This is a genomic window from Tateyamaria omphalii, assembly GCF_019802125.1.
In the GTDB taxonomy this organism is placed as follows: Bacteria; Pseudomonadota; Alphaproteobacteria; order Rhodobacterales; family Rhodobacteraceae; genus Tateyamaria; species Tateyamaria omphalii_B.
The window spans coordinates 1,730,031-1,743,964 of record NZ_JAHVHT010000001.1; the positions used below are offsets into that span (position 1 = coordinate 1,730,031).

15 protein-coding genes are annotated in these 13,934 nt (G+C 64.7%); 5 read left to right on the plus strand and 10 right to left on the minus strand.

Features of this window, described 5'->3' with window-relative positions; all coding sequences use genetic code 11:
• The first annotated feature begins 155 nt into the window (after positions 1 to 155).
• The gene (locus KUV51_RS08640) at positions 156 to 1,193 is read left to right on the plus strand and encodes an alkane 1-monooxygenase (protein WP_261385690.1); all 1,038 of its coding nucleotides are present in this window, start codon (positions 156 to 158) and stop codon (positions 1,191 to 1,193) included.
• Positions 1,194 to 1,245: 52 nt separating this feature from the next.
• Positions 1,246 to 1,629, plus strand: a complete 384-nt coding sequence (locus KUV51_RS08645; RefSeq protein WP_222521125.1) for a hypothetical protein — start codon at positions 1,246 to 1,248, stop codon at positions 1,627 to 1,629.
• 21 nt (positions 1,630 to 1,650) lie between these two features.
• Here KUV51_RS08645 and xseA read toward each other — a convergent pair whose 3' ends face one another.
• A complete protein-coding gene (gene xseA, locus KUV51_RS08650; protein WP_222521126.1) occupies positions 1,651 to 3,192 on the minus strand; it encodes an exodeoxyribonuclease VII large subunit in 1,542 nt (513 codons plus the stop codon).
• A gap of 78 nt (positions 3,193 to 3,270) precedes the next feature.
• On the opposite strand from xseA, the gene purD reads away from it, so the two are divergent.
• Positions 3,271 to 4,536, plus strand: a complete 1,266-nt coding sequence (purD, locus tag KUV51_RS08655; RefSeq protein WP_222521127.1) for a phosphoribosylamine--glycine ligase — start codon at positions 3,271 to 3,273, stop codon at positions 4,534 to 4,536.
• A gap of 295 nt (positions 4,537 to 4,831) precedes the next feature.
• Here purD and KUV51_RS08660 read toward each other — a convergent pair whose 3' ends face one another.
• The 3 genes from KUV51_RS08660 to KUV51_RS08670 are packed head-to-tail and all read right to left on the minus strand — an operon-like array spanning position 4,832 to position 6,316.
• Complete coding sequence (locus tag KUV51_RS08660) at positions 4,832 to 5,230, minus strand: hypothetical protein (protein WP_222521128.1); 399 nt, start codon at positions 5,228 to 5,230, stop codon at positions 4,832 to 4,834.
• Positions 5,227 to 5,991 carry a VCBS repeat-containing protein gene (locus KUV51_RS08665; RefSeq protein WP_315898804.1) on the minus strand — a complete coding sequence of 255 codons (765 nt, stop codon included), beginning with the start codon at positions 5,989 to 5,991 and terminating at the stop codon, positions 5,227 to 5,229. Before KUV51_RS08665 ends, KUV51_RS08660 begins: the two co-directional genes overlap by 4 nt.
• Before the next feature lies 1 nt (position 5,992).
• Positions 5,993 to 6,316 (minus strand): 2Fe-2S iron-sulfur cluster-binding protein, encoded by a 324-nt coding sequence (locus KUV51_RS08670; RefSeq protein WP_222521129.1) that lies wholly within the window; start codon positions 6,314 to 6,316, stop codon positions 5,993 to 5,995.
• Positions 6,317 to 6,441: 125 nt separating this feature from the next.
• On the opposite strand from KUV51_RS08670, the gene KUV51_RS08675 reads away from it, so the two are divergent.
• Together KUV51_RS08675 and KUV51_RS08680 are read left to right on the plus strand one after the other, a co-directional pair.
• Positions 6,442 to 6,894, plus strand: a complete 453-nt coding sequence (locus KUV51_RS08675; protein WP_222521130.1) for an OB-fold nucleic acid binding domain-containing protein — start codon at positions 6,442 to 6,444, stop codon at positions 6,892 to 6,894.
• 71 nt (positions 6,895 to 6,965) lie between these two features.
• Positions 6,966 to 7,490 carry a peptidoglycan-binding domain-containing protein gene (locus tag KUV51_RS08680; protein WP_222521131.1) on the plus strand — a complete coding sequence of 175 codons (525 nt, stop codon included), beginning with the start codon at positions 6,966 to 6,968 and terminating at the stop codon, positions 7,488 to 7,490.
• Positions 7,491 to 7,584: 94 nt separating this feature from the next.
• Here the strand turns inward: KUV51_RS08680 and KUV51_RS08685 are convergent, their stop codons facing one another.
• The 6 genes from KUV51_RS08685 to rpiA all read right to left on the minus strand — a co-directional run bounded on the left by KUV51_RS08685 (position 7,585) and on the right by rpiA (position 13,840).
• Positions 7,585 to 9,057: a Do family serine endopeptidase gene (locus KUV51_RS08685; RefSeq protein WP_222521132.1), complete on the minus strand. Its 1,473-nt coding sequence runs from the start codon at positions 9,055 to 9,057 to the stop codon at positions 7,585 to 7,587.
• 171 nt (positions 9,058 to 9,228) lie between these two features.
• Entirely contained in the window at positions 9,229 to 9,423 is a 195-nt protein-coding gene (locus KUV51_RS08690) for a DUF2065 domain-containing protein (protein ID WP_222521133.1), read from the minus strand.
• Positions 9,423 to 10,319, minus strand: coding sequence for a protease modulator HflC (gene hflC, locus KUV51_RS08695; protein ID WP_222521134.1), 897 nt, complete (start codon positions 10,317 to 10,319; stop codon positions 9,423 to 9,425). Before hflC ends, KUV51_RS08690 begins: the two co-directional genes overlap by 1 nt.
• Positions 10,319 to 11,488 (minus strand): FtsH protease activity modulator HflK, encoded by a 1,170-nt coding sequence (gene hflK / locus KUV51_RS08700; protein WP_222521135.1) that lies wholly within the window; start codon positions 11,486 to 11,488, stop codon positions 10,319 to 10,321. The genes hflC and hflK overlap by 1 nt, the downstream gene beginning before the upstream one ends.
• A 73-nt stretch (positions 11,489 to 11,561) precedes the next feature.
• Positions 11,562 to 13,040: an FAD-dependent oxidoreductase gene (locus tag KUV51_RS08705; protein ID WP_222521136.1), complete on the minus strand. Its 1,479-nt coding sequence runs from the start codon at positions 13,038 to 13,040 to the stop codon at positions 11,562 to 11,564.
• Between the two features lie 11 nt (positions 13,041 to 13,051).
• On the minus strand, positions 13,052 to 13,840 hold the full coding sequence (rpiA, locus tag KUV51_RS08710; protein ID WP_222521137.1) for a ribose-5-phosphate isomerase RpiA: 789 nt from the start codon (positions 13,838 to 13,840) through the stop codon (positions 13,052 to 13,054).
• Positions 13,841 to 13,934: the final 94 nt, after the last annotated feature.

Sequence of the window (13,934 nt, forward strand, 5' to 3'; positions counted from 1 at the left end):
CGCCATCAGCCCAAAAGCGACGCGTTGCGGATCAATCGACGCGCCTATCGTCACCATGTCGCCGCCAATCGGTCACGCTTTGGCAGCAAATGCCTGCGAGCTTGGCGCGGACGCAGGCCGTGCTAGGGTTTGCTGTCCTAAGCGTGAGTGATTCTATGACCATGCCAACGTTGACACCCTTTGCGATTGCGAGCTTTCTGCCGGGTCTGTGCCTGGCGGCGGCGTGCCTGTTTGGCGGGCCGTGGCCTGCTATTGCGGTGGCGGTGATTACGGTGGTCGTGTTTTTCCTCGACAAGCTGCCGGTACGGCCTGCGGCGACGCAAGCGACGGGGCATCGGTTGTCCGAGGTTTTGGGGCTGGCGCACTTCGTGCTGCTGGGACTGAGCGTGTGGGCGATGGGGACGGAGTTGCCGACGCTGGACAAGGGGTTGATCATCGTCGCGGCGGGGCTGTTTTTCGGACAGGTGTCGAACTCGAACGCGCATGAGTTGATCCATCGCGCCAATCGCTGGGCGTTTCGGCTGGGGGCTGCGTGCTACAGTTCGATCCTTTTCGGACATCACACGAGCGCGCATCGGCTGGTGCATCATATCCATGCGGCGACCGAGAAAGACCCGGCCACGGCGCTGCGCGGTGAGGGGTTCTGGGCCTATCTGCCGCGCACGTGGGTGGGGAGTTTTCGCGCAGGGTTGCGGGCGGAACGGCAGAGACATGGCGGGTCAGCGGTGCCCCCACCCTATTTGTTCTATGGCATCGGCGCGGCGTTGAGCTTGGGTGCAGCCGCGCTGCTGGCGGGTACTTCGGGGTTGGTGGGGCTGATCCTGATCAGCCTCTACGCGCAGGCGCAGTTGATGCTGTCGGATTACGTGCAGCACTATGGATTGTTGCGGAAAACAATGCCCGACGGGCGGCGTGAGCCAATGGGTCCGGCCCATTCCTGGAACGCGCCGCACTGGTATTCGGCGGCCATGATGCTGAACGCGCCGCGCCATTCGGCGCACCATGCGCGCCCCGCCACCGCCTTTCCACAGCTTGATCTGGACGCCGAACGGATGCCGATGCTGCCCCATTCCCTGCCCGTGATGGCCGTGCTGGCGCTCGTGCCACCGCTCTGGCGGCGCGTCATGGACAAGCGGGTGGATCGCTGGGCCAGTGCCGCGCCTCAAGGCGAGTTGATGCCGGAACCGGCCTGAGGCACTAGCGGGCGCCTCCAAGCTCTGACACAGTGCGCGCATGTTGTTTCGCATGTTGATCGCTGCCCTAGTTCTGTGCTCGGGCGCTGCGTCGTCCGAACCGATGAGTGCGGCGGAGTTCGAAGCCTATGTCACTGGCAAGACGTTGTACTACGGACGCTCGGGTGAGGCGTATGGCGCTGAAATCTATCACGAAAATCGGCGCGTGACGTGGTCTTTCCTCGATGGCGAATGCCGCGAGGGGCGGTGGTATGCCGATGGCCCGCTGATCTGCTTTGTCTACGAAGATCGCCCCGATCCGCAATGCTGGACCTTCGAGAAAGGGCCAGGCGGGTTGATCGCAACCTTTGCCAGCGATCCGACCAGCACGGAGCTGTATGAGGCGCAGGACATCGGGGAAGAGATGGTGTGTCTGGGGCCCAAGATCGGCGTTTGACAGGCGGACGACACGTCTGCCCTAGAACAGCGAGCCCTGTTCGGGCGTCTTGGCCGCTTTTTTCGTCGCCGTCTTGCCGCCACCCAGCTTGAGCCGCCCGTCGGCGAATTCGATCTCCAGCCCGCTGGCCTGTTCTGCCGCTGCCTTGGTCGTCAGCACGCCCCCGTCACCGCGCACGACCGCGTAACCGCGCGCCAGCGTCGCCTTGTAACTGAGTGTTTCGCGCAGGCGGTCCATGGCGTCGAGCTTGCGTTGCAGGCTATCCACCTGCCGCTGGCCTGCCGCGTGCAGGCGGGTTGTGACATCGTACAAACGGTCGGATTTGCGCGCCGCATCCTGTGCGATCCGGGCGGGTGTCAGGCGGGTGGCGCGGGTTTCAAACCGTTCACGTTTGGCAGCCGCCACGCGGGCGAGTGCGGGTTCCAACCGGGCCGACAGGGCCTGTAGCCGCCGTTTTTCGGCATCGATACTGCGCTGCAACGTGGCAGGGCGCAGGCTGCCGGACACGTCCGAAAGGCGCACCTTGCGCCGCTGCACCCCTGCGATGAGGGCCGGGCCAAGCTGCCCGCCGATCACGTCGAGCCGCTGGCGCGGCCCTTCGACCAGCGCGTCGGCGCGGGGCAATGCGCGGGCCAGGTCGCGCAAGCGCTGTTCGCGCCGTTGCATGGCGCTGCTGACGGCGCCGGTCATGCGTGCGCCTGCCTGTTCGACCCAGGCGAGCAATTCGTGGCGCACCGGCACCGCCATTTCCGCGGCCGCCGTGGGTGTGGGCGCGCGCCGGTCCGACACGAAGTCGATCAGCGTCGTGTCCGTTTCGTGCCCGACGGCAGAGATCAGCGGAATGTCTGAGGCGGCGGCGGCGCGTGCGACGACCTCTTCATTGAAGCCCCAAAGATCCTCGACCGAGCCGCCGCCGCGCGCCACGATCAGCAGGTCGGGTCGGGGCATTGCGCCACCGGGCGTGAGCGCATTGAACCCTTCGATCGCCCGCACGACTTCGGGGGCGCAGTTGGCCCCCTGCACGGCGACCGGCCAGATCAGCACCTTGCGCGGGAAACGGTCGCGCAGGCGGTGCAGGATGTCGCGGATCACGGCGCCCTGTAGCGACGTCACCACCCCGATCACCTCGGGCAGATAGGGCAGCGGCCGTTTGCGCGCGTCATCGAAAAGCCCCTCGGCCGCGAGCGCTTTCTTGCGTTTTTCCAGAAGCGCCATCAGCGCCCCCTGCCCCGCGATGGCGATCCGCTCGGCGTTGAGCGAGAATTTCGACTGGAAGCCCGAGGCGGTCATGCGCCCCTCGGCCACGACCTCCATCCCTTCCTCGGGCATGGTGCCGAGGCCCTGCACCTGCCCTTTCCACGTCATGCAGGACAGGACGTTGCGGTCATCCTTGAGGTCGAAATAGAGGTGGCCCGAGCGTGCCAGCACCACGCGCCCGACCTCGCCCTTGATCCGGACCCAGCCCAGTTCGCCCTCGATCAGCTTGCGGACCTTGCCCGCGATCTCGGACACCGAGAATTCGGGTGTGTTCGAGCCGGGAACGGGGTCGTCGATGAGGTCCATGGGCCGTCCTTTTGCCGTCCTTGTGCAGCGGGTCCGCCCAGCTTAGAACGCGCCCCAGCAAAGGCCAAGGAGCAAGCGATGAACATTCTGATTTTGGGCGGCGGCGGTCGCGAGCACAGCTTGGCCTGGGCGGTGTTGCAGAACCCCAAATGTGACCGGTTGGTGGTGGCGCCGGGCAATGCGGGCATCGCGGCGATTGCGGAATGCGCCGCTTTGGACATCGAGGATGGCGGCGCCGTGGTGGGCTTTGTCGAGGCCGAGAGCATTGATTTCGTCATCGTCGGCCCCGAGGCGCCGTTGGCCGCGGGTGTGGCGGACCGGTTGCGGGACGCGGGTGTGCTGGTCTTTGGCCCCAGCCAGGCGGCTGCACAGTTGGAGGCGTCCAAGGCCTTTACCAAGGCAGTTTGCGATGCGGCGGGTGCGCCGACGGCGGCGTATGGGCATTTCACGGAAGCCGCGGCGGCCAAGGAGTATGTCAGCGCGCAGGGTGCGCCCATCGTGGTCAAGGCCGACGGGTTGGCTGCCGGCAAGGGTGTGATCATTGCCGAAACGGTTGCGGACGCCCATGCCGCCATCGACGACATGTTCGGCGGCGCCTTTGGCGGTGCCGGGGCCGAGGTTGTCATCGAGGAGTTCATGGAGGGCGAGGAGGCATCGTTCTTTGTCCTGTGCGACGGGACCGACGTGCTGCCCATCGGCACGGCCCAGGACCACAAGCGCGTGGGCGAAGGCGACACGGGCCCCAACACCGGCGGCATGGGTGCGTATTCCCCTGCGCCGGTGTTGACGGATGCGGTGGCCGAGCGTGCGCTGTCAGAGATCATCCGCCCGACCATGGCCGAAATGGCCAAGCGGGGGATGCCGTATCAGGGCGTGCTCTATGCCGGTTTGATGATCAAGGACGGTGCGCCGCGGCTGGTGGAGTACAACGTGCGCTTTGGCGATCCCGAGTGCCAGGTGCTGATGATGCGGCTGGGTGCGCAGGCGTTGGACCTGATGCACGCCGCCGCAGAAGGACGCCTGGCTTCGGCGCAGGTCAACTGGGCCGATGATCACGCCATCACGGTGGTCATGGCGGCAGATGGCTATCCGGGCAGCTACGACAAGGGCGCCGTGATCGGCGGGCTCGATGCCCTGCCAGAGACGAGCAGCCAGATGGTGTTTCACGCGGGCACGGCCGAGACGGATGGCAAGATCACCGCGTCAGGTGGCCGGGTGCTTAACGTCACGGCCCGTGGCCCGTCTCTACGCGAAGCTGCGGATACTGCATATGCCATGGTCGATGCCATCGACTTCCCCGGCGGCTTCTGCCGACGCGACATTGGTTGGCGGGCGTTGGACTGACGATCGGCGCGCAACGGGTCTGCGGCTCCGCCCATCCGGACCTCAACAAGCGTGCCGCATCGCGGCGCGCTAGCGGGACACTCCTCTGGGTGTTTACCGCTGCACCTGCAGCTCCGGGGCTCCGCCCATTCTTACCTCAAACGCCGCCCCCACGGCGTTTGCCGCTGCGCGGACCAGCGGGCTTTGCCCGCGTCGCCCGGCAGCATGCCGCGAAGTGGCGCGCGAGAGGGACGGTCCGCATTCCCTGTTTCAAAAAAATTCTCCCCGAAGGGCCCCTCTCCGGCTGCGCCAACGCTCAGGAGATGGGCGCCTGCGTGCAGGCCACAGGGTCTTCGCTGATCTCGACCACCTCCTGCACCTCGCCCAGATCGCCGGTTGAGGCCACGAACAGTCGTGCATCGCGCAGGAAGGGCACCCAGCAATGCGTGACACCCGGCGGATCATCGTCGTAGTCGAAACAGACCTGTCCTTCCTCCACCGTCACAAGGCCATAGGCGCAGGTTCCGTTGGCACGGGCCCAAACCGTACGGGAGCGGGACAAGAACTGCTCGATGCCCACCGGCTGACGACCGGGGAAGGTCGAGAAAGACGCCGTGCGCTTTTCGACAAGGTCAAGGAACTGGTCGGGGCTCAGCCGATCCTGCGCGGCCAGCGGCGCGGCCCACAGGCCCACAACGAGAGCGAGCCGGATCACTGACACGCCAGCGCGCGGGCAAAGGCAGGGCGCCGCGTGTCATCGCCGAGATATTCAAAGATGAAGGCCTCGCCATCCCAGGCAAATGCAACCAGGTCGGACCAATCCTCCGAGGCGAGGACAAGTTGCGGACCGTTTCCGCACTCCCGGATGCCACCGGCAATGTCGGTTTCTCCGATCCGGTGATTGGTGACGCCGCGCAAATCGACTGCATGGGTCAGCGTACTGTGCTGATAGCGCCAGATGCGCAGCGTCTTGGCCAGATGCGGGCGGTCCACATAGGCGATCTCGATCACGCCATCACCGTCCAGATCTGCCGCGCCGACGGGTGCCAGCCAGCGGTTGCGCGTGCCGATATGCGGGGTCTCGGTGATCTTGCCTTCTGCGCCGTAGATGGCAAAGGCGGCTCCAGCCGATATGTCGGCTTCGACCACCATAACTTCGGGGGCGCCGTCGCCATCGAGGTCGGCGAGACGCGGTGCGATGTCTTCAAACACGTGGTCGCGGGGCAGCACGAACCGGCGCACTTCTCCGTCCTGCATCACAAGTTCCAGCGTGCCCCACTCGATCGCGTCGCCCAGAACCCCGTGGGCATAGCGGTCGGTCGGATCGGCATAGCGCGCCTCCGCGATGACATCGGCCCAGACGGGTGCGACAGCCGTCATCACGCCCAGCGACATAAGCCAAAGGCGCGCCGGTTGCAGCGCGCCGCGGGCGGACGCGCACAAGAGGCGCGACAGCAGACGCGGCGCCACCGCCATCTTAAATCTGCTTCTCGGGCATCTGCACGACCAGACCGTCCAGTGCGTCCGTCACCTTGAGCTGGCAGGTCAGACGCGAGCGGGTCTCGTCCGGCTCGTAAGCGAAGTCGAGCATGTCGGTTTCCATGTCGTCCTTTTCGGGCAGTTTGCCGACCCAGTCGGGGTGGACATAGACGTGACAGGTCGAACAGGCGCAGGCGCCGCCGCAATCGGCCTCGATCCCCGGAATGTTGTTGTCGCGTGCGCCTTCCATGACCGTCAGGCCGTTGGCGACGTCCACGACATGTTCGGTTCCGCCATGTTCGATATAGGTGATCTTGGCCATTCTCGTGCCCCCTCAATTCCGCATTTCGCATATCTCTACCGGGCAGGAGATAAGGCTGCCAGCCCCTTTTGCGACCCCCCTCTTTTCCGCTTGCGACATGTGATATTTGTTCTATCTTTGTTCTCATGCAGATCTTTCAACCACCCAGAGTGCAGGATGTCCCACCGGCCCCGTCACGGGGGCCTGCCACTTGGCCCCGGCCGCCGTCCTGTATGCGCGCCTCGGAGATGGAGGCACCGCCCGTCAATGCGCGGATCGCGGTGGCGGGGCTGGTGATCCTGCGCCAGCGGCCCGGGACGGCCAAGGGGGTGATCTTTCTCACCCTCGAGGACGAGACCGGCGTGGTGAACATCATCGTCTGGCGCCACATTTACGAACGGTTCCGCCGGGCCGTGGTGGCGGGCCGGATGCTGAAGGTGACCGGGCGCCTGCAGCGGGCCCACAACGTCACCCATGTGCTGGCCGAAGAGATCGAGGATATTTCCCCCCTGCTCGACCAACTGCTGGCCGAGGGCACGGGGCGGCAGATGGGCCCCGAAGCGCGGACCGACACCTGGGACAGCCGTCGCAACGACTGAGGCGTGCGGGACTAGGCAGGGGATAAACGCGCCGCTATGGTGGCGTCAAAAGCCCATCCAGAGGCCCGAGCATGACAGTCAAATCCTTCTTTCCCGTTCTGGCGGCGGCCCTTGCGCTGGCAGCCTGTGCTCACAACGGCACGGTCACATCGGCGTCCAATATCGACCCGATTTCGCTGGCCACAGCACCCCCCGGCGCGGCCCCCGGCACCTGCTGGGGCAAGACCGTGAGCCCGGCGGTGATCGAAACCGTGACCCGCAAGGTTCTGCTGCAGCCCGCCCAGATCAGCAGTGACGGGCGCGTGCAGACCCCGCCGATCTACAAGACCGAGACCCGGCAGGAGGTCGTGCAGCCCCGCCGCGAGACCTGGTACGAGATCATCTGCGAAGACGACGTGACCCCGGATTTCATCGCCTCTGTCCAGCGCGCGCTGGAAGCACGGGGCTATTACCGCGGCCCGATCACGGGCGAGATGGACACCGCCACGCGCGCCGCCATTGGCCGCTATCAAAGCGCCGAGGGGTTGGAGAGCAAGGCGCTGTCCATCGCCGCGGCCCGCAAGCTGGGGCTGATCGCCGTCGCCCGCGACACCTGAGGCCGGGGCGCACCGGTCGGTGCGCCTTACGGTCGGCAGCCCCAAGAAAAAGGCGCCCCGCGGGGCGCCTTTTGTCATTCAGAGCGATCTGGGGTTACTCGGCGAGGCTGAGTGCCACGAACCGTGGATCCCCGGCACGCCGCACCAGCAGCAGAAGCGATTTACGCCCGGCTTCGCCGACCTCATCCAGGCGCACTTCGAACTCGCCGATGCTGTTCACACGCTGCTGGCCCGCTTCGGTGATGATGTCACCGGCGCGCAGGCCTTTTTCGTAGGCTTCCGAGGTCTCATCGACCTCGACCACGACAAGCCCTTCCTGATCCGCGTCGGCGCCGAGTTCCTCGCGCAGCTCATCTGTCAGCGTGCTCAGCGTCAGGCCAAGCAGGTTCGCGGTTTCGGCTTCAGCCGGCGCGTCCGGTGCGGGCGCTGCGGCAGGCACGGCGCCTTCGGCTTCTTCGCGGCGGCCCAGCGTCACACGCAGTGTCACCGTCTCACCCTCGCGGAAGACCACGACGCGCACCGTTTCACCAACCGGGCTGTTGCCCACTTGGCGCACGAGGCCGCGCGTGTCGGCCACATCCACGCCTGCAAAGCTGAGGATGACGTCGCCGTCCTGCATCCCTGCATCCTTGGCCGGGCCATCGGGCACGGAGGTCACGAGCGCACCCGCCACCGTTTCAAGGCCGATCGCTTCGGCGATGTCTTCGGTGACGTCCTGGATGCGCACGCCGAGCCAGCCGCGGCGCGTCTCACCGAACTCCTTCAGCTGGTCGACCACGCGGGTCACCACGTTGGAGGCCATGGAAAAGCCGATGCCGATGGAGCCGCCATTGGGCGACAGGATGGCCGTGTTCACGCCGATCACCTGCCCGTCCATGTTGAAGAGCGGGCCGCCGGAGTTGCCGCGGTTGATGGCGGCGTCGGTCTGAATGTAGTCGTCATAGGTGCCGCTGAGCGCGCGGTTGCGGGCCGACACGATCCCGGCAGAGACGGAAAAGCCCTGCCCCAGCGGGTTACCCATGGCGACGACCCAGTCACCCACGCGGGCGCTGTCGCTGTCACCGAAGGGCACGAAGGGCAGCGGGCCATCGGCTTCGACCTTCAAGAGGGCGATGTCGGTGTTGGGGTCGGTGCCGACCAGCTCAGCGGTCAGTTCATTGCCGTTGAAGAACTCGATATTGATCTCGTCCGCGCCCTCGATGACGTGGTTGTTGGTGACGATGAAGCCATCCTCGGAGATCACGAAACCCGAGCCGAGAGCCGAGGACCGACGTGGGCGGTCACCGGGGCCGTTGCGGTCCTGGAATTCGCGGAAGAAGTCCTCGAACGGGGAGCCTTCGGGCACGATGCCCTGCGGGCCTGTGCGACCTTCGACCACGGTCGAGGTGGTGATGTTGACCACCGAGGGGCTGATCTGCTCGGCCAGGGGCGCGAGGCTTTCGGGGCGGGCCTGCGCCATCAGCGCCTGCACCAGAACAAAGGCGAGGCTGAGCGCGCCGAGCCAGAGGGCGCGCATCAGGGGCGTCGGGGAAAACTGTCGTGAGACGGCGATTGCCTGTCGCTGCATCAGGTTACTCCTGCGTAATATTCTTGACCGTTTTGGTCATTTGCACACGGTCGTGCGCGGCTGCGCACAGCGTGCATGTAGGGTTGCATCCTTGCAACATCAAAGATGGATCAGCCCCAACATGTTTCAACAGACCGTGAGCATGTCGTGATCGGCGTTACGGCAAAGGCGTTACAATCCAATGAAAAAAGCCAGCCAGATACAGATCAGGCCTGTTACAAGAACGAGAGCGCCAAATTGCCGGCGTGCGCTTTCGGGCAGTGTGCGCAGCACCTCGAGCACCCGTTCGATAAGCGAAGGGGCCAGCACATAGGCCAGCCCCTCCACAAGCATCACAAGTCCGAGGGCCAGAAGGACCCAAGCCATCACTGCCCTGCAACTCCGGTCGCCGCATTGTTTCCGGTGGGCGACTTCAGGTAGTTGAAGAACTCTGAGTCCGGCGACAGAACCATTGTCGAATTCGAGCCCTGCAGCGACCGCTGATAGGCCGTGAGCGAGCGATAGAACTCAAAGAATTCAGGGTCCTGGCCAAACGCTTCGGCAAAGATCGCGTTGCGGCGGGCGTCCGCCTCACCGCGGATGATCTCGGCCTGACGCTCGGCATCCGAGGTCAGCTCCACCACGGTCCGGTCGGCTTGCGCGCGCACACGCTGCGCCGCCTCGCTACCCCGGGCACGTTCGTCGGTTGCTTCCCGTTCACGCTCTGCCCGCATCCGTTCAAAGGTCGCATCCAGGTTTTCCGGCGGCAGGTCGGTCCGTTTCACACGCACGTCGACAACCTCGATGCCCAGCGCGCGGGCCTCGGCGATAGCGCCGTTGCGGATGCGCAGCATCAGTGCTGCACGATCCGAGCTGAGGATGTCGTTGGACGACACCGAACCCAACACTTCGCGCAACTCATTCCGCAAGATACCGTCGATGCGGCGGTCGGCGGACGCCTCACCACCTGTACCAACGGCCTGCCGGAACCGGTTCACGTCCACGATCCGGTATCGGGCGAACGCATCGACCACGAGACGACGGTCATCAAGCGGTGTCACTTCGAGCGGTTCGACATCCCGGCTCAGGATACGGTCATCATAGCGGACAACCTCCTGAATAAGCGGAATCTTGAACGCCAGACCGGGGTCTTCCTTGACCGCGACCACGCGACCGAATTGCAGCACAAGGGCTTTTTCACGTTCATCCACGATGTAGATGGAGGACAGACCCACAGCGGCCAGGACCGCGAGGATGGGCAAAAGGAACGCTGACTTTCGCATCAGTTTGCCTCCGCTGTGTTACGGCGCAGTTCGTTGAGCGGCAGGTAGGGCACAACGCCCTGGCCACCAGCACCTTGGTTTTCATCGAGGATGATCTTGTCCACGCGGCCAAGCACCTGCTCCATCGTCTCGAGATAGAGACGTTTGCGGGTCACGTCGGGCGCCTTGGCATACTCTTCCAGAACAGCGGCAAAGCGGCTGGCTTCACCTTCGGCCTGGTTGACCTGCTGGGCGCGGTAGGCTTCGGCCTCTTCCAGAAGCTGCGCGGCCTGACCACGCGCTTCGGCGAGCACGCGGTTGGCGTAAGCGTCGGCCACGTTCTGCAAGCGTGTGCGTTCCTGTTCAGCGGCCTGCACGTCGCGGAAGGCCGCGATCACCGTGTCTGGCGGATCAGCGCGGTCAAAGTTCACGCGGATGATGTTGACGCCGCTGCCGTAGGCATCAAGCGTCTCCTGGATCAGATCCTGAAGCCGGCCCGCAATCGCGCCACGGTCCCGGTTCAGGATCGGGGCGAGGTCAGATTGTGCGATAATCTCGCGCATGGCCGATTCCGACACCGCCCGAATGGTCGGGCGCGGATCGCGCAGGTTGAACAGGAACTGGTCAGGTTCCGTGATGTTCCAGACGACCTGGAAGTCGATGTCGACCACGTTTTCGTCACCGGTCAGCATCAGGCCAGCATCACCGCCGCGACCGCCCACACCGATTTCCTCGGTCTGTTCGCGGGTCACCGGGATCACCTCGGCCGTGACAACCGGCCAGGGGGCAAAGTTCAGGCCCGGATCGCCGGTGCGGTAATATTCACCGAGAAACAGTTCGACCGACTGCTCTTCGGGCCGGACGGTGTAGAAGCTGGCCAGCCCCCACAGGATAACTGCGGCCAGAACGCCGAGGCCAACTGTCCCGCGTGTCAGGAACGGACCACCGCCGCCCCCTGCCCCACGGCCGCCACCGGCGTTGCCACCACCGCGGCCACCCATGAGCACGCGCAGCTGCTCCTGGCCCTTTTTGACCAATTCATCGATTTCGGGGATCTGCGGACCCTCATCACCGGGACCACGCCCGCCATTGCCGCGGCCACCGCCGCCGCGCGGACCGGTGCCGCGACCATCGTCGCCCCCGCCCGAGTTTCCGCCACCCCCCCAGGGGCCGCCTGTATTGCCAGCCATGTGGTATTGTTCTCCTCTTGCCGTGCAGCCTGTGCTGCACCTTGTGCATTACCTGTGGTTTTTACCAGAAACTTCAAGCAGTCCGCATAGGTGTCCGCATGGTCACGATTTCTTCAGACATCGTGGGGTGGACTGCAACCGTGCGATCGAAATCTTCCTTGGTGGCTCCCATCTTGATGGCGACACCGGCGAGTTGGATCATCTCGCCCGCGTCTGGTGCGACGATGTGACAGCCCAGCACCTTGCGTGTGGCCTTGGATACCACCAATTTCATCAAAACGCGATCAGGCTGACCCGCGAACGCGGTGCGCATCGGGCGGAACGAGGTGCAGTAGATTTCAACCTCTTCCTGTTCGCGCGCGTCTTCTTCGCTGAGCCCCACGGTGCCCATTTCGGGCTGGGTGAAGACGGCGGACGGGATCAGGTCGTGATCGACCGCTGTCGGATTGTCCTTGAAGGCCGTTTCGACAAAGGCCATCCCCTCGCGGATGGCGACGGGGGTGAGGTTCACCCGGTTGGTGACGTCCCCGATGGCGTAGACGCTGTCGACGGCGGTTTTGGAATACTCGTCGACAATGATCTCGCCGCGACGGCCGATGTCGATCCCGGTGTCCTCGAGCCCCATGTCGGTGCTGTTGGGATCGCGCCCGGTTGCGAAGAGAACCATGTCGAACACGTTTTCATGCCCCATGGTGGACTTCACCCAGATCGGGCCGGTGTGATCCGGATTGGAGGCGGTTTTGACACCGCCATGGGCCATTACTAGGTCCTGCTGCGCGCCCGCCCCCATCGCCGCATCCGACGCGGTCGGGGTCGCACCCGAATGATCGTCCGATGCTGGTCCCATCTGCACGATGTTGGTGCCCGTATGCAGGTTGATCCCCCGCTCTCGCATGGATTCCGCGATCAGGCCGCGTGCCTCGTCATCGAAGCCGCGCAAGATCTGGGCGCCGCGGTAGTACTGCGTCACCTCGACCCCAAGCCCGTGCAGGATGCAGGCGAATTCGCAGGCGATGTAGCCGCCGCCGATGATCAGGATGGATTTCGGCAGGGTTTCGAGGTGAAAGATGTCGTCGCTGACGATCCCCATATCGGCGTTGGGGATGTCGGGCCGGACGGGGTGCCCGCCGGTTGCGATCAGGATGGTTTTGGCCGTCTTGGTTTCGCCCGTGGACAATTCGACCGTATGGGCGTCCTTCAGCTTGGCGCGGGTGTCGAAGGTTTCGACGCCGGAATTCTTGAGCAGGCTGCGATATACCCCTTCGAGCCGGTCGAGTTCGGTGTTCAGGTGGTCGCGGAACTGTCGCCAGTCGAAGGTGCCCGGCGTCATGTTCCAGCCATAGGCGTTGGCCACGTCCGCCGTGCCCGAGAACTCGCTTGCGAACACCATCAGCTTCTTGGGCACGCAGCCCCGGATCACGCAGGTGCCGCCATAGCGGTCCTCTTCGGCCAGCGCCACCTTGGCCCCCGTCTCGCCCGCGGCCACACGGGCGGCGCGCACGCCACCGGAGCCGCCCCCGATCACAAAGAGGTCGTAGTCATAGTCCGCCATCGCGCCCGTCCTTAGTCTGCAAGATCGGTGAACAGGTTGTCGCTTTCGAGAAAATCGAGCCTGTCCTGCTCCACCGTGCCTTCATTGATGTCGCGCACCTCGACCCGGCCATCGCCATAGCCGATCACGACAGCATCACAGATATCGATGAAGAGCCCGTTTTCAACCACGCCCGGCATCTGGTTGATCACCAGGCTGAGCTGCCGTGGGTTGCCGATGCGTTGCAGGTGCAGGTCCAGGATGTGGTTCCCCTCATCCGTGACAAAGGGGCGGTCCCCGTTCATCCGCAACGTGGACTGACGGCCCAGAACATCCATGGAGACAAGGGTTTCCTCGACCAGCGCCTGCGTGGTCTGCCAGCCAAAGGGGATCACCTCGATCGGCAGGGGGAAAGCGCCCAGATGTTCGACCTCCTTACCGATGTCTGCGATCACCACCATTTGATCGGAGGCGGTCGCCACGATCTTCTCCTGCAAGAGTGCGCCACCGCCGCCCTTGATCAGGTTCAGGTCGCCATCGAACTCGTCCGCGCCATCAATCGTCAGGTCGAGCCACTTGGCCTCGTCCAGGCTGATCACCTCGATCCCGACCTCGCGGGCCAGGTCGGCTGTGCGGGTCGACGTTGGCACGCCCTGAAAGCGCAAACCGCCCTCGCGCACCTGCTCGCCCAGGCAGCGCACCAGCCAGGCGGCGGTTGATCCGGTCCCCAGACCCACGCGCATTCCGTCCTCGACATAATCGGCAGCGCGCTTGGCTGCGACGAACTTGGCCTTGTCGATGGGCGACAATTCTCCGGACATATGTGACGACTCCCCAAATAGTGTGGGGCTTATACGCATCGTGCGCGGTCGTTGCGACCCCAAAGGCAGCGAAATGGCACCGACAGGCCGGCGG